At 72.2% G+C, this 17851-nt stretch carries 17 protein-coding genes and 1 pseudogene; 15 read left to right on the top strand and 3 right to left on the bottom strand.

Going from position 1 to position 17851, the window contains the following annotated elements; genetic code table 11:
• From RFN52_RS11020 to RFN52_RS11035, 4 genes and pseudogenes are all read left to right on the top strand, one after another.
• Nucleotides 1-373 (top strand): annotated as a pseudogene (locus RFN52_RS11020) (cupin domain-containing protein).
• 97 nt (nucleotides 374-470) lie between these two features.
• On the top strand, nucleotides 471-1388 hold the full coding sequence (gene htpX, locus RFN52_RS11025) for a zinc metalloprotease HtpX (protein WP_184845553.1): 918 nt from the start codon (nucleotides 471-473) through the stop codon (nucleotides 1386-1388).
• Nucleotides 1389-1395: 7 nt separating this feature from the next.
• A complete protein-coding gene (pspAB, locus tag RFN52_RS11030) occupies nucleotides 1396-1980 on the top strand; it encodes a PspA-associated protein PspAB (RefSeq protein WP_184845555.1) in 585 nt (194 codons plus the stop codon).
• Between the two features lie 41 nt (nucleotides 1981-2021).
• Entirely contained in the window at nucleotides 2022-3644 is a 1623-nt protein-coding gene (locus tag RFN52_RS11035; RefSeq protein WP_184845557.1) for an alpha/beta fold hydrolase, read from the top strand.
• Nucleotides 3645-3803: 159 nt separating this feature from the next.
• Here RFN52_RS11035 and RFN52_RS11040 read toward each other — a convergent pair whose 3' ends face one another.
• Nucleotides 3804-4415: a TetR/AcrR family transcriptional regulator gene (locus tag RFN52_RS11040; RefSeq protein WP_184845559.1), complete on the bottom strand. Its 612-nt coding sequence runs from the start codon at nucleotides 4413-4415 to the stop codon at nucleotides 3804-3806.
• Between the two features lie 103 nt (nucleotides 4416-4518).
• On the opposite strand from RFN52_RS11040, the gene RFN52_RS11045 reads away from it, so the two are divergent.
• The gene (locus tag RFN52_RS11045; RefSeq protein WP_184845561.1) at nucleotides 4519-5574 is read left to right on the top strand and encodes an aldo/keto reductase; all 1056 of its coding nucleotides are present in this window, start codon (nucleotides 4519-4521) and stop codon (nucleotides 5572-5574) included.
• A 54-nt stretch (nucleotides 5575-5628) separates the two neighbouring features.
• Here RFN52_RS11045 and RFN52_RS11050 read toward each other — a convergent pair whose 3' ends face one another.
• Nucleotides 5629-5943, bottom strand: a complete 315-nt coding sequence (locus RFN52_RS11050; RefSeq protein WP_033312582.1) for a hypothetical protein — start codon at nucleotides 5941-5943, stop codon at nucleotides 5629-5631.
• Nucleotides 5944-6170: 227 nt separating this feature from the next.
• Here RFN52_RS11050 and RFN52_RS11055 point away from each other — a divergent pair, with 227 nt between their 5' ends.
• The 8 genes from RFN52_RS11055 to RFN52_RS11090 all read left to right on the top strand — a co-directional run bounded on the left by RFN52_RS11055 (nucleotide 6171) and on the right by RFN52_RS11090 (nucleotide 14585).
• Nucleotides 6171-6530, top strand: a complete 360-nt coding sequence (locus RFN52_RS11055) for an arsenate reductase family protein (protein WP_184845563.1) — start codon at nucleotides 6171-6173, stop codon at nucleotides 6528-6530.
• A gap of 126 nt (nucleotides 6531-6656) precedes the next feature.
• The gene (locus tag RFN52_RS11060) at nucleotides 6657-7343 is read left to right on the top strand and encodes an SCO2207 family protein (RefSeq protein WP_184845565.1); all 687 of its coding nucleotides are present in this window, start codon (nucleotides 6657-6659) and stop codon (nucleotides 7341-7343) included.
• Between the two features lie 355 nt (nucleotides 7344-7698).
• On the top strand, nucleotides 7699-8730 hold the full coding sequence (gene glnII, locus RFN52_RS11065; protein WP_184556807.1) for a glutamine synthetase: 1032 nt from the start codon (nucleotides 7699-7701) through the stop codon (nucleotides 8728-8730).
• Between the two features lie 411 nt (nucleotides 8731-9141).
• Nucleotides 9142-9729: a winged helix-turn-helix domain-containing protein gene (locus RFN52_RS11070; RefSeq protein ID WP_184845567.1), complete on the top strand. Its 588-nt coding sequence runs from the start codon at nucleotides 9142-9144 to the stop codon at nucleotides 9727-9729.
• A gap of 84 nt (nucleotides 9730-9813) precedes the next feature.
• Entirely contained in the window at nucleotides 9814-10824 is a 1011-nt protein-coding gene (locus RFN52_RS11075) for an SDR family oxidoreductase (protein WP_184845569.1), read from the top strand.
• Between the two features lie 97 nt (nucleotides 10825-10921).
• Nucleotides 10922-12181: a sensor histidine kinase gene (locus RFN52_RS11080; protein ID WP_184845571.1), complete on the top strand. Its 1260-nt coding sequence runs from the start codon at nucleotides 10922-10924 to the stop codon at nucleotides 12179-12181.
• The gene (locus RFN52_RS11085) at nucleotides 12172-12825 is read left to right on the top strand and encodes a LuxR C-terminal-related transcriptional regulator (protein WP_184845573.1); all 654 of its coding nucleotides are present in this window, start codon (nucleotides 12172-12174) and stop codon (nucleotides 12823-12825) included. Before RFN52_RS11080 ends, RFN52_RS11085 begins: the two co-directional genes overlap by 10 nt.
• 203 nt (nucleotides 12826-13028) lie before the next feature.
• A complete protein-coding gene (locus RFN52_RS11090; protein WP_184845575.1) occupies nucleotides 13029-14585 on the top strand; it encodes a DUF1996 domain-containing protein in 1557 nt (518 codons plus the stop codon).
• 92 nt (nucleotides 14586-14677) lie between these two features.
• Here the strand turns inward: RFN52_RS11090 and RFN52_RS11095 are convergent, their stop codons facing one another.
• Nucleotides 14678-15130: a hypothetical protein gene (locus RFN52_RS11095; RefSeq protein ID WP_184845577.1), complete on the bottom strand. Its 453-nt coding sequence runs from the start codon at nucleotides 15128-15130 to the stop codon at nucleotides 14678-14680.
• A gap of 160 nt (nucleotides 15131-15290) precedes the next feature.
• Here RFN52_RS11095 and RFN52_RS11100 point away from each other — a divergent pair, with 160 nt between their 5' ends.
• Nucleotides 15291-15818 carry a tetratricopeptide repeat protein gene (locus tag RFN52_RS11100; protein WP_229856223.1) on the top strand — a complete coding sequence of 176 codons (528 nt, stop codon included), beginning with the start codon at nucleotides 15291-15293 and terminating at the stop codon, nucleotides 15816-15818.
• Nucleotides 15819-15866: 48 nt separating this feature from the next.
• Nucleotides 15867-17789, top strand: coding sequence for a hypothetical protein (locus RFN52_RS11105; protein ID WP_184845581.1), 1923 nt, complete (start codon nucleotides 15867-15869; stop codon nucleotides 17787-17789).
• Nucleotides 17790-17851: the final 62 nt, after the last annotated feature.

Genomic DNA, 17851 nt, shown 5'->3' on the forward strand with positions numbered 1-17851 from the left:
GTGAGCGACAGCGTGTATGTGGGCAACGCGGGCCGGGACGCGGCACTGGACCGGGGGTGGATCCTCGGGCATTTCAAGGACGCCGGGGATCCGCGGCACAGTGAGGCCGTGGAGATCAAGTGGGGGGGTGCATCCCCCGGGGGACGAGCGGGCCGAGTGGGTGCGGGGTGAGGAGCGGACCTCGCTCCTGGTCCTGGTCAGCGGGCGTTTCCGGGTCGAACTGCCCGGGCGGAGCGTGCTGCTGGAGCGGCAGGGGGACTACGTGGTGTGGGGGCGTGGCGTCGATCACTCCTGGCGTGCCGAGGAGGAGTCGGTCGTGCTGACCGTGCGGTGGCCGTCCGTGCCCGGCTACGCGGTGACCGCCGGCGGCTGACGGCTTTGCCGGTCCTGGGGGCGATCACGACCCCTTCATGGGAAGGCCCGGGTGCACACTGGCGGTGGGACGAGTGCGTGACTGCGGGGTGAGGCAGATGCACAGCCGCTTCCGTAGCGACCGGCGGTTGACCACCCGTATGGGGATCACGCTGTTCCTGCTCGGATTGCTGTACGTGGGGTTCGTCGCCGCGTTGATCGTGCTGCTGAGATCGTGGGTGCTGGTCGTGGTGGTCGCGGCGGCGCTGCTCGGTGCTCAGTACTGGTTCTCCGACCGGATCGCCCTGTACGCCATGCGCGGGCGGGTCGTGCAGCGGGAGGAGTATCCCGAGCTGTACGCGGTGATCGACCGGCTGTGCGCCCTGGCCGACATGCCGGCGCCGGTGGTCGCGGTGTCGGGGATGGACATGCCGAACGCGTTCGCGACGGGGCGGAATCCGGATCACGCGGTGGTGTGTGTGACGACCGGTCTGCTGCGGCGGCTGGAGCCGGCCGAACTGGAGGGCGTGCTCGCGCACGAGCTGTCGCACGTGGCGCACAAGGACGTGGCCGTGATCACCGTCGCGTCGTTCCTCGGGGTGATCGCGGGGCTGATCGTGCGGTTCGCCTTCTACTCGCAGCTGTTCGGCGGGGGCCGCAGGGACCAGAACACCGCTGCCGTCTTCGCCGCCGTGATGGGCGTGTCCGCGGCCGTCTACGCGATCAGCTTCCTGCTGATCCGGGCCCTGTCCCGGTACCGGGAACTGGCCGCGGACCGGGCGGCCGCGCAGCTCACCGGCCGGCCCTCGGCGCTGGCCTCCGCGCTCACCAAGGTCTCCGGCGACATCGCCCGCATCCCCGCCAAGGACCTGCGCACGGCCCAGGCCTTCAACGCCTTCTACTTCACGCCGGCGCTGGGCCGCGAGCCCGGGATCGCGCGGCTCTTCTCGACCCACCCGAGCCTGGAGCAGCGGCTCGACCAGCTGGGCCGGATCTCCGCCGAGCTGGGCGAGGCGGCGGCCCCCGGAGGGATGTGACCGACGCATGGGACTGCTGGACATCCTGCTCGGCCGGACGAAACCGGTCGGGGCGGATCTCGACCGGCTTTTCGCGCTGCCCTCGGCGGCCGTGACGCTGGAGGCCGCCGCCGGCTTCACGCCGACCGGGCAGGGCGCGGTGTGCTTCGCCACCGTCGAGGGCGCGGCCTTCGAGCAGTCCCACCGCGAGGTGCAGGCCCTGCTGGACGCCGACAGCGACCGCGACGGCCCGCCGGTGGAGCTGCGGCAGGACGACTACGGCTACTCGTGGCTGGTCTCGCGCCGCTCCCCCGACCAGCTCTCCGTGCTCGTGAACGACCTGCACGCCGTGAACAGCCAGATGGAGGTCAACGGGTTCGGTCCCCAACTGCTGTGCTCCCTGGCCGGGTTCGAGGACCGCTCCGGCCGGCGGCTCGCGCTGGTCTACCTCTACAAACGCGGCACGTTCTACCCCTTCGCGCCCCTGCCGGACGGCACGGAGCGGCGCGACAACCCGCTCGAACTCCAGGTGCGGGCCGCCCTCTCCGACGATCTGCGCCTGGAGCCGGACCTGGGCCGCTGGTTCCCGGTGTGGGGGGCGCCAGGGCTGTGAACGCCCCCTCGTGGGCCGGGGCCGCGTGAGTGAATGGCCGTATGAGTGAGCTGATCCCTTTCCATCACGTCGTCGGCGGCGAACGGCTCAGCGGGCTGGCCGACGGCGGTGGCCGGCCGGCCCGGGCCACGGTCGTCCTGCTGCACGGCGCGGGCACCGGAAGCAAGGAGCGGCTGCTGCCGTTGCATGCGGAGTTCGCCGCGCACGGCTGTCACGCCCTCGCCTTCGACTTCTCGGGGCACGGGGAGAGCACCGGCCTGCTGCGGGAGCTGAGCCTGCGCCGCCGCTTCGAACAGGCCGTGTCCGTCATCGACGCACGCGTGCGCGAGGACGCGCCACTGGTCCTGGTCGGGTTCAGCATGAGCGGCCAGACGGTGGCGGATCTCGTGCGGCACTACGGGGACCGGGTGGCGGCCCTGGGGCTGTGCGCGCCGGCGGTGTACGGGGCCGAGGCGTGGGACGTGCCGTTCGGCGCCGGTGACGGGCGGTTCAGCGAGATCATCCGCAGGCCCGGGAGCTGGCATGAGGCCCCGGCGCTCGACGTCCTGCGGGCGTTCGAGGGACGGGCGGTCCTCGTGGTGCCGGGGACGGACGAGGTGATCCCGCCCGCCGTGACGGAGGCGTTCTCCGAAGCGCTGGCCCGGCGCGCCCAGTTCACCCACTGGGAACTCCCGAATGCCGAGCACCGGTTGGGGCTGTGGTTCCGCGACCACCCCGAGGACCGGCGGGAGTTCGTCACCGCCGTGCTGACCGGGCTCGGCGAGCAGGGCTGGACGGCGACCCGCGCATGGGTGACCAAGCAGCTGCCGAAGGGCCGTACGGTCGACAAATCGGCTTTTCTGACCGGCGGCTGGAGCGCCCAGATGCGGCGGCTCACCCTCGACGACGGCACCGACCTGGCGCTGCGGACCTTCGTGAAGCCCTTCTTCCGGCGGCACGCGCCCGGGCTGCTGGCCCGCGAGGCGGAGATCCTCACGCTGCTGGCGGAGCAGGAGGGCGTGCCGGCCGCCGAGTTGACCGGTGTCGACGCGACCGGCGAACACTGCGACCATCCGTCCCTGTTGATGTCGGTGCTGCCGGGGCGGGTCCGGGTCGACGAGGAGGAAGTCGGCCCGCGGGTGGACCTGCTGGCGGGTCAGCTGGCCCGGATCCACCGGATCGTCCCCCGGGAGCGCCCGCGTGCCTACCAGGCGTGGACGTCGCCGGCGGCGGTCCCGGCCGGGTGGGAGCGGGCCGTGGACGTCATCCGCCGCGATCCCCCGCCGTACGAGGGCTGCTTTCTGCACCGGGACTTCCACCCCGGGAACGTCCTGTTCACGGGTTCGGGGGCCGGTCTGCGGATCAGCGGTGTCGTCGACTGGGTGGAGACCTCGTGGGGGCCCGCCGACCTGGATGTCGCCCACTGCTCGACGGCACTGGCGCTGCTGTTCGGCCCCGAGTACGGCCTCGGTTTCCGGGAGCGCTACGAGGCCCTGGGCGGGCGGCGCCTGGCCGACGGAGCCGAGCATCTGTACTGGCGGCTGCTCGACGCCCTGGCCTACGTCCCCGACGCGGCGAAGCTGGCGGGGCCATGGCGGGAGCTGGGCCGGACCGATCTGACGCCGCAGGTGCTGGGCGAGCGGCTGAGGGCTTATGTGGAGGGGCTGATGGAGCGGTACGCCTGAGGCGGCGGGCCGGTCGGGGCCGGCTGGGAGCCTCCCGAACCCTTCCCATGCCCCACCCTTCCCATGCCCCACCCTTCCCGTACCCCGTATGCCCCCTGCCCCCTGCCCCCGCGTCTTGCCGCGCCTCCCCGCCCCTCACGCGCGCTGGGGCCTTCCCTCTCAGCCCGTGACGTACACGCCCGCCCGCGCCGCCGTCACCGCCGCCTCGGCGGCCCGGGCGGCGGTGACCTCGTCGAGCCGTCCACCGCTGATCAGCAGGTGGTAGTAGAGCGGGGCGGAGACCGCGCGGATCACCTCGTGCGGGTCGGTGCCCTCAGGCACCTCGCCCCGGTTCACGGCCTGCCGGACACAGGGAGCCCATTCCCTGACGCGGATGTCGTAGAAGCGGTGCAGCGCCGCGGCCGTTTTCGCGTCGCCGGTCGCGGCGGCGATCAGAGCCTTGAACAGCGGCCCCTGCCGCGGGTCCGTGAGCGTGCGCTGGACGAGGAGGGCGTTGGCCGTCAGGTCGCCGAGCAGCGAGCCGGTCTCGGTGCGCGGCGCGGACTGCTCGGCCATGTCCTCAAGGAGGTCGGCCACCAGCGCGGTCACCGATCCCCAGCGCCGGTAGACGGTCGTCTTGCCCACGTCGGCGCGGCGCGCGACGTCGGCCAGGTCCAGGCCGGTGAAGCCCTGCTCGGTGAGGGCGTCCTCGGCGGCCCGCAGCACTGCCTCCCGCACGCGCGCCGTGCGCCCCCCGGGCCGTACGGTCCCGGGCTCCCCTCCGTCAGCCATAACGGCACTCCTGTTCCATTAGCCACTTCACCCTGCTACCTTAGTGACTATTAATGGAACTGTAGACCCATTAAGAGTGGGTCGCTGTCGACGGGAGTCCGCGATGGAGTACAGACGACTGGGCGCGTCCGGCCTGATGGTCCCCGCGCTGAGCTTCGGAGCCGGCACCTTCGGCGGGCGGGGTCCGCTCTTCGGCGCCTGGGGCACGACCGACGCGCGGGAGGCGCGCCGCCTGGTGGACATCTGCCTGGACGCCGGGATCACGATGTTCGACACCGCCGACGTCTACTCCGGCGGCGCGTCCGAGGAGGTGCTCGGGGAGGCGATCAAGGGCCGCCGCGACCAGGTGATCGTCTCCACGAAGACGAGCCTGCCGATGGGCGACGGCCCGGGCGACGCGGGCTCCTCCCGCTCCCGGTTGATCCGCGCCTGCGAGGACGCCCTGCGCAGACTCGGCACGGATCATCTCGACCTCTTCCAGCTCCACGCCTTCGACGCCGGGACCCCGGTCGAGGAGGTGCTGGCCGCGCTCGACGCACTGGTCCGGGCGGGCAAGGTGCGCTACACCGGCGTCTCCAACTTCTCCGGCTGGCAGGTGATGAAGTCCCTCGCGGCCGCCGAGCGCCACGGCCGGCCCCGCTATGTCGCACACCAGGTGTACTACTCCCTGATCGGCCGCGACTACGAGTGGGAGCTGATGCCGCTCGCCCTCGACCAGGGTCTCGGTGCGATCGTCTGGAGCCCGCTCGGCTGGGGGCGCCTGACCGGCAAGGTCCGCCGCGGCACCCCGCTCCCGCCCGGCAGCCGCCTGCACCGCACCGCCGACCACGGCCCGCCCGTCTCCGACGAGCACCTCTACGACGTGGTGGACGCATTGGACGAGATCGCCGAGGAGACGGGCAGGGCGGTGCCGCAGATCGCCCTGAACTGGCTGCTCCAGCGGCCGACCGTGTCGTCCGTCCTCATCGGCGCCCGCGACGAGCGGCAGTTGCGGCAGAACCTCGGCGCCGTCGGCTGGAGCCTCACCCCCGAGCAGGTGGCGAAGCTCGACGCGGCGAGCCACCGCCCGGCGCCCTACCCCTACTTCCCCTATGAGCGCCAGGAGGGCTTCGCCCGCCTGAACCCGCCGGTGATCCCCGCACCCGGCCGGGCGGCATGAACGAGCGCCGGGCACCCCGCCGTCCGGGGCGCCCGGCGCTCGCAGCGGAGCGGGTCAGCGGGCGTACCGCATGAACGCCCGCACCATGTGGCACGTCGTGTCCGACGGCGGGTGGACGCCGATCTGCTCCGCCGTGTCACGGATCGTCTCGTTGCGGGCCTGGTTCGGCATGTATACGCCCGAGTCGAGCAGGGCGATGGCCAGGCGCATGGCCTTGAGGCGGCGGTTGTGCGTCACGTACCACTGGCGGGGCCGGCCCGGCGGCAGCGGCCGCTTCTCCACGGGCGCGTACGGCAGGTCGAGCAGGACGGGACGCTTCGCGGTGGACTGGGTGGGCAACGGCTTCGACTTCAGGGCGGCAGCGGGCACGGGCATCCTCCTGTCGCGTCGGGCGGCTCACCGAAGACGTCGGCATCCCCGGCGCCACCCTCGAACACTGCTTACAGTTTACCGCCCGGCACTGACAACGGGGAGTCCGCAAGGCGCCGCAAACTCCCAGGTGGATAAGGGAATTGGCGTCACGTCACGGCCGGTCCGCAAGGTGCGGGTGAGGCGCCGGAAAATCGAACAAGACGGTCGGCGCGTACCGTGTGCGCATGGAGATCTGGATCAACCCCGCGTGCTCGAAGTGCCGCAGCGCCCTGACGCTGCTCGACGCCGAGGGCGCCGACTACACCGTGCGCCGCTATCTGGAGGACGTGCCGAGCGAGGACGAGATCCGGGGCGTGCTCGACCGCCTCGGTCTCGAACCCTGGGACATCACCCGCACCCAGGAGGCCGACGCCAAGGAACTCGGGCTCAAGGAGTGGCCGCGGGACGCCGGTTCGCGCGGCCGCTGGATCACGGCGCTCGCCGAGCACCCGAAGCTGATCCAGCGCCCCATCATCACCGCGGACGACGGAACGGCGGTGGTCGGCCGCACCGACGAGGCCGTACGGGACGCCCTGTCGCGCTGACGCACCGACCAGCCGCCGACCTGCATGTGGCACAGGTCACTTGAGTGACTCCTGTAACCGCTGAGTAACCTCGTTCGGTATCTCGTACATAGCGGCGTACGCTCCCCTACCTCTCAGGAGGCGCGCATGTCGCGCAGGAGAACACTCGGCACGAAGAAGAAGATCGCGCTGCTGGTGAGCGCGGCGACGGTGGCGGGAGGCGGGGCCTTCGTCATGGCGAGCACGTCGAACGCCGCGCCGACCCCCAAGTCGGCGTCGGAGTCGACGGTCTGCCTGGGTCTCGCCACCGCCCTCGGCAACAACCAGAAGTTCATCGCGGACCAGCGGGCCAACCCGGACGCCCAGTCCGAGGCGCGGATCGCCAACCGCGAGGCGGTCGTCGCGGAGATCAAGCGGAAGCAGGAGGCGTCGGGGTGCGCCGTCGGGGAGTCGGCTCAGGACTCCCAGACCGCGCAGCCGTCGCAGCCCGCCCAGTCGGCCCAGCCGCCCGCGGCTTCGGCCCAGCCGTCGCAGCCCGCCGCGTCCGCCCCCGCGGGAGACGCCGGGGGCGGTGCCGCCGCCTCCGGGCAGCAGGTGTGCAACGGCTCCACGGTCACGCTCTCCGGCGAGGGCGGTGCGCCTGCCGCGTCCAGCAACCAGTTCCCGGCCGGCACGAAGCTGAAGGTCACCAACCTGGACAACGACAAGTCCACGACGGTGGAGGTCACTTCGGTCTCCGGCAGCTGTGCGCTGCTCAACAACGCGGCCTTCGAACAGGTCCGTGAGCCCGGCAAGTTCCTGATCCGCCGGGCCCTGATCGAGAAGGTGGGGTGACGCCGTACGACCCAGTGAACCGATGAGGCGGCGGCCACCCCCTCGGCCGCCCACCTCGTACGTGTCACCGGTCCTGCCGCCCCCGGCCAGGGGTGGCAGGACCGGCGCGTGCGGGCCCGCGCGGTGCCGGTGACCGGCTTGACGGAGGGGAGCCGGTCACCGGCGCCGCCCCGCGCGAAGCGGCCTCTCGGCGTGAAGTACGGCACAGCGTCACCCGGTAACACGGGGTTCACATTCGAGCAATGGCCGGGAAATCGCCTGTTGCCAGGCTGCCGGGCAGCAGACGCGGCGCCCCAGTGCCGCAGCGCCGCAAGCACCCGCGATACGCGCCCAGACACACCCGAGGATGTGGCCCGTGACCTTCAAGGCTGAGTACATCTGGATCGACGGCACCGAGCCGACGGCCAAACTGCGTTCCAAGACCAAGATCATCGCGGGCTCGCCCGCCGGTCTGGACGCGCTGCCGATCTGGGGCTTCGACGGGTCCTCCACCAACCAGGCCGAGGGGCACTCCTCGGACTGCGTCCTCAAGCCGGTCTTCTCCTGCCCGGACCCGATCCGCGGTGGCGACGACATCCTGGTGCTGTGCGAGGTCCTGAACATCGACCTCACCCCGCACGCCAGCAACACGCGCGCGGCGCTGGCCGAGGTCGCGGAGAAGTTCGCGGCGCAGGAGCCGATCTTCGGCATCGAGCAGGAGTACACGTTCTTCAAGGACGGATACCCGCTCGGCTTCCCCAAGGGCGGTTTCCCGGCCCCGCAGGGCGGCTACTACTGCGGCGTCGGCGCGGACGAGATCTTCGGCCGTGACGTCGTCGAGGCGCACCTGGACAACTGCCTCAAGGCCGGTCTCGCCATCTCCGGCATCAACGCCGAGGTCATGCCCGGCCAGTGGGAGTTCCAGGTCGGTCCGGTCTCCCCGCTGGAGGTCTCCGACCACCTGTGGGTGGCCCGCTGGCTGCTCTACCGCACCGCCGAGGACTTCGACATCGCCGCCACCCTCGACCCCAAGCCGGTCAAGGGCGACTGGAACGGCGCCGGCGCGCACACCAACTTCTCCACCAAGGCGATGCGCGAGGGCTACGACGCGATCATCACCGCGGCCGAGTCGCTCGGCGAGGGCTCCAAGCCGCTCGACCACGTCAAGAACTACGGCGCCGGCATCGACGACCGCCTCACCGGTCTGCACGAGACCGCCCCGTGGGACAAGTACTCCTACGGCGTCTCCGACCGCGGCGCCTCGGTCCGTATCCCGTGGCAGGTCGAGAAGGACGGCAAGGGCTACATCGAGGACCGCCGCCCGAACGCCAACGTCGACCCGTACGTGGTGACGCGGCTGCTCGTCGACACCTGCTGCTCGGCGCTGGAGAAGGCCGGCCAGGTCTGATCCGCCCGCCAGTGCCTGAGGGGGCGCTCACCGTTCGCGGTGGGCGCCCCCTTTCGTCTGCCGCGCCGTCGTGGCTGTTCGCGCGGTTCCCCGCGGCCCTGACGGGGCGCTCGTGTCCAAGCAGTGAGAGGAGGGTCCCCGTGCGCGATCAGCTCTGCTTCAATGGAGTCATGGCCAGCTACCGGAAGTGCATCGCGACGGGTCGTCATGACCTGGAGCCCTTCTGGCCGTCCCGCCAGGACCACGATTTCGACCGGGTGTGTTGCCGCGCGATGAACGCGCCGGCCCTCTAAAGCCGTACACCCCGGCCTTCGGCCAGCGCGAACCGCGTACGTCCCTCGGCGAGCCCGACCACGAATCGCGGCCGTCGACCTCCCCGACGAACTCCTCGCGCGAAAGAGCTGACCTCTCATGGCGACCACTCGTTCCCTGTCCACCGCCGCCCCCTTCAACGCCCCCGCGCCGCACGGCCCCCGGCACCGGCTGCGTGCCGTCGAGCGGGACGAGGTGGTGACGGTCGCGGACCTGCTGCCGGGTGCCACCTGGCTGCCGGCGCCGCCGCACACCCTGCCCACGCTGCCGGGGCAGCCGCCGATGGTCGGCTACCTGGTGCTCGTCCCGGCCGACCAGCAGCCGCCGTTCCCGGTGGCGGTGCCCGACCTGCCGCAGGCCACCGGGCCGGAGCCCGCTGCCGAGCCCGGCGGCGAGCCGCTGATCCGCGTCGACACCGTGCAGCGCACCGCCCGGGTGGCCGGGCGGCCCCTCGACCTCACGTATCTGGAGTTCGAGCTGCTGGCGCACCTGGTGGCGCACCCGGGCCGGGTGCACACCCGCGACCAGCTGGTCGGCACGGTGTGGGGCTACGGGCACGTGGGGGACGGCCGCACGGTCGACGTCCACGTCGCCCGCCTGCGCCGCAAGCTGGGCGCGGAGCACCGCGACACGATCCGGACGGTGCGCCGCGTCGGCTACACGTACGTGCCCCCGACGGGACACTGACGCCCGGGGGCGACCGGGGTGGCTCCGTCTGCTGACAGCAGATCCCTGTTCCGTCCCCTCGCCCGGCCGGGCAGAGTCACCGGCATGAGGCTTCTGATGCTGGGTGGTACGGAGTTCGTGGGGCGGGCCGTCGTGGAGGCGGCGCTGGAGCGGGGCTGGGACGTGACCGTCTTCCACCGGGGGCGGCACGAGGCGCCGCCGGGTGTGCGGTCGCTGCTCGGTGACCGCACCGCACCCGGCGGCCTGGCCGCCCTCGCCGACGACCCGGGCGAGTGGGACGTCGTCGTCGACACGTGGTCGGCGGCGCCGAGCGCGGTGCGGGACACGGCGCGGCTGCTGCGGGGCCGCGCCGGCCGGTACGTGTACGTGTCGAGCCGCTCGGTGTACGCGTGGGAGCGGCCCGCCAGGTTCGACGAGGACGCGCCCCTGGTGGAGGGGGCGTCGGCCGACGCGGAGCAGACCGCCTACCCGCAGGACAAGCGGGGCGGTGAACTGGCCGTGCTGGACGCCTTCGGCGCGGACCGGTCGGTGCTCGTACGGGCCGGGCTGATCCTCGGCCCCTACGAGAACATCGGCCGGCTGCCGTGGTGGCTGGGTCGCATGGCACGCGGCGGCCCGGTGCTGGCGCCGGGCCCTCGTGACCTGCCCCTGCAGTACGTGGACGTCCGCGACCTGGCCGAGTGGATCGTGCTCGCGGCCGAGCGGGAGCTGAGCGGGCCGTACAACCTGGTCAGTCCGCAGGGCCACGCCACCATGGGCACGCTGCTGGACGCCTGCGCGCGGGTCACCGGCGGCGCCGCCGAGCTCCGCTGGACCGAGCCCGGGGTGATCCTGGAGGCGGGGATCGAGCCGTGGACCGAGCTGCCGGTGTGGGTGCCGCAGGGCAGCGACCTGTACGAGGCCCTGCACAGCGCGGACGTCTCCCGGGCGGTCGGGGCCGGACTGGTCTGCCGGCCCGTCGAGGAGACCGTGGCGGACACCTGGCGGTGGCTCCAGGACCTCGGGGGTGTGGTGCCCCAGCGCCCGGACCGGCCGCGCTCGGGCCTCGATCCGGAGGTGGAGGCGAAAGTGCTCGCGTCCGGGACCGGAGGGTGAACCTCCCCGCGCTGCCCGGGAGGTGTACGTAGCACCACCCCCCGGCCGGGTGTCCCGGCCCCGTGACCCGGCACGCGCGCTCGACGAAACTGACGCCATGACCACGGAGACGAAGAACGGCAACGGGCGGACGACAGGGCGGGGCATCGGGCTCGCCGCGGTGCGGGGGCTGGCGCTGGCCCTCGTCTCCCTGCCGGGGGCGGTGCTGTGCTTCTGCCTGTCCCTGGTCTCGATCGCGCTCATCCCGATCGGGGTCGGGCTCGTCACCACGCCGTACGTGCTGACGGGGGTGCGGGCGTTCGCCGACTGGCGGCGGGTGCTCGCGGCGGAGTGGGGAGGGGTGCGGATCCCTCCGGCGTACCGGCCGCTGCCGGAGAGGGCCGATCCGTGGACGCGCACCGTCGCGCTGCTGCGTGACCCGGCGACCTGGCGGGACCTGCGGTGGCTGCCGGTCGACATGACCGCCGGGTTCGTCACGGCGCTGCTGCCGGCGGTTCTGCTCCTCTATCCGCTGGAGGGGTTCGCGCTCGCGATCGGGCTGTGGCGGGTCTTCCCCGACGGGTACTGGTACGGGTTCGTGCCGGTCACCGGGCAGGCGTCCGCGTTCGGTGCGGCGGCCCTGGGCCTGGTGCTGCTGTTCCTCGCGCACTTCCTCACCCCGCGCCTGCTGGGCGTCCACTTCCGGCTCACCCGGGCCGTGCTCGGTGGCAACCAGCGGGAACTGGCCGAGCGGGTACGGGTCCTGACCGAGACCCGGCGGGACGCGGTCGACGCCTCCGCAGCCGAACTGCGGCGCATCGAGCGGGACCTGCACGACGGAGCCCAGGCCCGGCTGGTCGCCGTCGGCATGGACCTCGGCACCATCGAGGCGCTCCTCGACAAGGACCCGGCTCAGGCCAAGGAGTTGATCGCGCGGACGCGGCGGTCCTCGGTGGAGGCGCTGTCCGAGCTGCGCGAGCTGGTGCGGGGCATCCACCCGCCGGTCCTCGCCGAGCGGGGCCTGGGCGACGCGGTACGGGCGCTGGCGCTGCGGCTGCCGGTGGCCACCGAGGTGAGCGTGGACCTGCCCGGGCGGGCCGAGGCGCCGGTGGAGTCGGCCGCGTACTTCGCCGTGAGCGAGGTGCTCACCAACGCCGTGAAGCACTCGGGCGCCGACCGGATCTGGATCGACCTGCACCGGGCGGACGGCATGCTGCGGGCGACCGTCACCGACAACGGCAAGGGCGGCGCGGTGATCGGGGCCGGTTCGGGACTGGCCGGGGTCGAGCGGCGACTGGGTACATTCGACGGCGTCCTGGCCGTCAGCAGCCCCGCGGGCGGCCCCACCATGGTCACCGTGGAGATCCCTTGCGCGTAGTCCTGGCCGAAGACCTCTTCCTGCTGCGCGACGGACTCGTCCGGCTGCTCCAGGCGCACGGCTTCGAGATCGCGGCGGCCGTCGAGTCCGGGCCGGAACTGGCCGCCGCGCTGGCCGAACTGGACCCGGAGGTCGCCGTCGTCGACGTACGCCTGCCGCCCACGCACACCGACGAGGGCCTGCAGTGCGCGCTCGACGCCCGCCGGAAGCGGCCCGGACTGCCGGTGCTGGTGCTTTCCCAGCACGTGGAGCAGCTGTACGCGCGTGAACTCCTCGCCGACGGCACCGGCGGGGTCGGCTATCTGCTGAAGGACCGGGTGTTCGACGCCGAGCAGTTCGTGGACGCCGTACGGCGGGTCGCCGCCGGGGGCACGGCGATGGACCCGCAGGTCATCCAGCAGCTGCTGGCCCGCCGTTCGGGCGACGACCGGCCGCTGGCGCGGCTGACGCCCCGGGAGCGGGAGGTGCTGGAGCTGATGGCGCAGGGCCGGTCCAACGCTGCGATCGCCGGGAGGCTGGTCGTGACGGAACGGGCGATCGCCAAGCACACCGCCAACATCTTCGCCAAACTGGGGCTTGAGGTCTCGGACGACGACAACCGGCGCGTGCTGGCGGTTCTCGCGTATCTCGACCACGGGCGGTGAAACCGGGCGGGCCGCTTCACCCACCGTGGATGATCCACAACTCCCGGCGCCAAAGGGGCTGTTGAGGGCACAGAGTCCTCACGAATCTCGCATCAATTTCCGAGACCTCTGAACACCCCTGGGACGCCCTGCGTATGGAAGGGAGCCGCTTCACTCCTGTCGGGCGCCTCGATGCCCCCGAAAAAGGAAGTCAGAGGAGTTCCATGGGACGCAACACAAGAAAACGCCGTACGCCGCTGGCCACCAAGGCCATTGCCGCATCGGCGGCCCTAGCGCTCGGTGGGGGCGGGCTGATCTGGGCAAACTTCTACGCCTCGGCGCACGAGGAGAACTCGGCGAACCAGACCAAGTCCGCCGGCGCACAGATCGCCACGATCCAGTGCCCGGACGTCGGACAGAAGCTGACCGATGTGCCGGACGGCGCTCGCCAGGGGGTGGACAAGGAGCTGGCCAACCTCGACAAGCAGATCAGCGAGGCCTACACCCGGCTCGCCTCCACGCGCCAGGCCCAGGCCGGTGACGCGGGCTTCGTCGACAACGCCATCCTCGGCCCGCTGAAGTCGAAGCGCGTCGCGGTCATCGACCGGATCGGCATCAACATCCGGCGGGTGGGCGGACAGGCCCCGGGCAACCTCGAGCAGCTGGCCTCCTGCAAGGGCATGGCCGCCGAGGCCAACACCAACGACGGCCAGGCCGACGGTGGTCAGAACAACGACGGCCAGAACAACGACGGCCAGGACCAGGGCGGTCAGGACCAGGGCGGTCAGGACCAGGGTCAGGACAACGGCGGCCAGGACAACGGGCAGGACCAGGGCGGCAACGGCGGCCAGGCCGACAACGGCCCCGTGGCGGACGACTTCATCAACATCCAGGACGTCCAGCCCAACTCCCGCAACCTGCCGAACGGCCTCGCCGCGAACGGCGACGGCGGTTCCACGGGCACGTTCACCACGAACTGCGGCACCAACGAGAACGAGAACCGCAACTCGGACAACGTGATCGTGGCGCCGGGTGTCTCCAACGGTGCGCAGCACCAGCACGACTACGTCGGCAACCAGAGCAACAACGCCTTCGCGAGCGACGAGGACCTGGCGAACGCCCAGACCACCTGCCAGAACCAGGGCGACAAGTCCTCGTACTTCTGGCCGGTCCTGCGGATCCAGGACGGTTCGGACGACATCGACGCGGGTCAGCCCGGCGGTGGCCAGGACGGCAACGTCGGCAAGATCGTCGAGCCCGCCGAGGCGCAGCTGAAGTTCGTCGGCAACCGCACCAGCGACGTCGTGGCGATGCCGAAGGCCCTGCGCATCATCACCGGTGACGCCAAGGCCTTCACCAACGGCCTGAACAACGCCAACACCTCCTGGAGCTGCACCGGCTTCGAGGACCGCCAGGTCACGGACAAGTACCCGCTCTGCCCCGAGGGCAGCTCCGTGGTCCGGACGTCCAACTTCCAGAGCTGCTGGGACGGCCAGAACATCGACAGCGCCAACCACCGCACCCACGTGGACTTCGTGGAGGCGGACGGCAGCTGCTCGAACGGCTTCCAGGCCATCCCCCAGCTCCAGGTCCGCCTGGTCTACGACGTCCAGGCGCCGCAGATCAACGACGGACAGGTGCAGAACGCCTTCGCGGTGGACTCCTTCCCGGAGCAGCTGCACAAGGCGATCACCGACCACAACGACTTCATCAACTTCTTCGACGAGAACGTGATGAACGAGATGGTCCAGTGCATCAACAACGGCGAGGACTGCCAGTAGTCCTGGTCCGGTGACAGCCGAAAGCCGGCGGTGGGAATTCCCACCGCCGGCTTTCGGCTTTTCCGGCTTTCGGCTTTTCCGGCCCGGGGGGATCAGCCGTGGTGGCCGCTGCCGCCGCCGTGACCGCCCTTGTTGTGGCTGCCGCCGGGGTTCATGTGCTCGGAACCCTCCTCCATCGTGCCGCCGAGGGTGCCCTGCAGCGCGGTGACCGTCTTCTGCTGGCCGACGGCGACCCACTTGCGGCCGACGAGGTAGTAGCCGCCATAGTCCTTGGCACTGTTGAGCCACTCGCGCTGGCCCCGGTCGGTGGCGAAGGTGGCGAGGACGTACTTGTCCTTGCCCTTCTTGCACAGGGCCTGGCGGATGGTGTCGGCGTCGGTCTGCATGTCCGGCTCGCAGTCGGCCTCGGCCGCGATGTGCTCCAGGCTGCCGCTCACCTCCTTCGGAACGGCCGCCGCGTCCTTGCCGCCGGATCCGCCGCAGCCGGTCAGCGCCAGTATCGCCACCGCGCCGCTCAGCGCGAGCATCGGTCGGGTCACCCTCATCTGTTCCTCCGGTCCTCATCGGCACGGTCCTGCCACGGCACGATCCGGACGCATGCCGCACGGAGCCCCGGCAAGAGGCTCTCGCCTTCGATACGGCTGCGGCGCCCGCCGTGCTCAAATTCCGCTGACCCGCTGTGCACTCCTGTGCGAAGGTGGGCAGGTGGATCAGGACTGGGAAGACCGTGTGGCCGCCCTCTGGGACCGTTTCGACGACTACGCCGAGACGGAGGAGGACGAGGCCCGCTTCCGCTCCGACGTCGACGCCCTCGTCGCCGAGCTGCCCGAGGGCAGTCCGCACGGCCCCTTCGAGCGGGCCTGCGCCTGGGACTCCACGGGCCGCTCCGACAAGGCGGTCCCTCTGTACCAGGAGGCGCTGGGGCTCGGCCTCGCCGACGTGAGCCCCTACAAGGCCCGCCGGACGAAGATCCAGCTGGCCAGCTCGCTGCGCAACGTCGGCCGGGCCGAGGAGGGCGTCGCCCTGCTGACACCCGAACTGGTCGCGCCGTCCGACGAGCTGGACGACGCCGTACGCGCCTGTCTCGCCCTGTGCCTGTCGAGTCTCGGCCGCGACCGGGAAGCCCTGGCGCTGGCCCTGGGCGCCCTGGCCCCGCATCTGCCGCGCTACCAACGGTCGATGGCGAACTACGCCCGGCTGCTCGTGGAGCCCGGGCAGCACCCGGGGGCGTGACGCACCGCTCCCAGGTGACCATCCACCCATTCGCTCGTTCTGCTGAACGTGCAGTCACAGGATGTCGCCCAGCGCCCCGCACCCCCCTCCCCCACCGGTCTGGTCGTGGACGTCGAGCAGGCCGAGGCCGCGCTCGTCGAGCACTACCCGCGGCTCGTCCGGCTGGCCTACCTGGTGCTGCCGCCCCGGCTGGGCCGCAGCCGCCGCGTCCTGACCGCACACGCCCTCGCCCAGCGGGCCCTCCCCCGCAACCGCACACCGGCCCCGGTGATCCCGGCCCAGTCCACCGGCCGTCACGGTGACCCCGGCTACGCCCTGGTCCGTCTCCAGGTGCTGCGCACGGCGCTGGAGGCGGGCCTGCCGCTGACGGCGAAGGCGTGGCCCAAGAGGTCCCAGCTGCCGCCGCTGCTGCCGCACGTGTGGGGCCTGAAGCTGTTCCCGCGCTCCGGCGGCGCCGACGAACTCGCCCTGGATCAGCGGCTGTCCACCCTGTCGGGACCGGCCCGGGCCGTCTACGCGCTGCGCGGTCTGGAGCGGCTCACGGACGACGGAGTGTGCAAGGTCCTCGCCGCGGTGGGCGTCGCCGACCCGGAGGGCGCGGTGCTGGAGGCCGACGGGATCCCCGCCCAGTACGGGCTGCTCGACTCCCCCGAGTTCGACCCCTGCTCGCTCCAGGCCCGCCCCACCGACCTGATGCGCCGCCGCCAGCACCTGAAGGCCGTGCTGACCGCCGGTGCCGCGCTGCTGGTGTGCGGGGCGCTGCTCGGCCTGCCCGGTGAGGGCTGGGGCCCCGAGGGCGCCGCGGCACCCCCGTACGCGCGCAACCCGGCCGCGCAGGCCGCCCTGGACCCCTCGAAGCTGACCAGTATGCCCCCGGCCGCCTGGCGCAGCTCGGCGCGCACCGACTTCTCCGTGTGGCCGGCCCGCGGCGACCTGACCGGCGACAAGGCCCTGCTGCGGCGTGCCCTGGCCGTGTGGGCCCGCCCGGGCGAGACGGTCCAGGTGTCGGTGACCCCCGGCACCCTCTCCGGCGGCCCGGCCGGACCGCCCCAGCTGCTGTACGCGGGGACGGTCGACGCGGCGCGCGTGGTGATCCTCTACGACGGTCTGCGCATCGCCCGGTACGCCGAGCCGCAGGACGGCACGCAGGGCGCCGCCCTCGACTTCGCCCGGGTCGACGGGGCCGGCCGGGCCGAGGCGGGCGCGGTGGTCCTGAGCCGCTCCGACGGCAACGTCCGCTATCTGACGGCCCCCTGGGTGAAGAAGGCCGGCGAGCGGGACCTGATGAAGCCGGGCTCCGGCGCGATGGACCTCACGCTCACCGACGGTGTGACCACGCCCCTGGCCAGCCCGGCCCTGCGGTCCGGCCCCTGCACCTCGTGGAACGTGCTGCAGCTGACCGACGGCGCCAGGACGCGGCTGCTGACCGACCTCGGCGAACTCGTGCCGGCGCGGCTCACCACCGGACGGCCGGGCTCTCCGCGTGAGGTGTCCGGCGCCGCGGCGCTGCGCACCTGGCAGCCGTTCGCCTGCTCGCTGGGCACGGTGCGTTCGGCAGGCGTGCGGAGCGTCAACGCTTGGGCGTTCAACGAGCAGCCGCTGCCCGACGCGAGCGGCTCGGCGGCGTGGGTGTGCACGCGCGCCGAGACCTGGCGGGGCGGCGGGGCGCGGGTGCTGGCGCAGTTCCACACGCCGGGCGGGGCCTACGGGGCGGCGGCGACGCAGGCCGAGAACGTCCCGGCGTGCGGGGAGCGTGACCCGCATGTGCTGGCCGGGGTGCTGTGGAAGTCGAAGGCCGGCGACTGGTACCTGCTGGCCGCGGGAAGCCGGGAGACCGCGTCGATCCGGGCGACGGGCGGCGTGAACGGAGTACAGCGGAGCAGTCTGCTGACCGTGCCGGCCGAGCAGGGAGCGCAGGCTCAGCTCAAGGGCACCCTGAAGGACGGGCGTTCGCTGCGCGGACTGGGCTGACGCGGGCGGTTTCCGTGTCCGCGAGGTGAGGCCGGGAAGACCCCGTGATCGATCCGGCCCGT

It is taken from the genome of Streptomyces collinus, assembly GCF_031348265.1.
Lineage (GTDB): Bacteria > Actinomycetota > Actinomycetes > Streptomycetales > Streptomycetaceae > Streptomyces > Streptomyces collinus.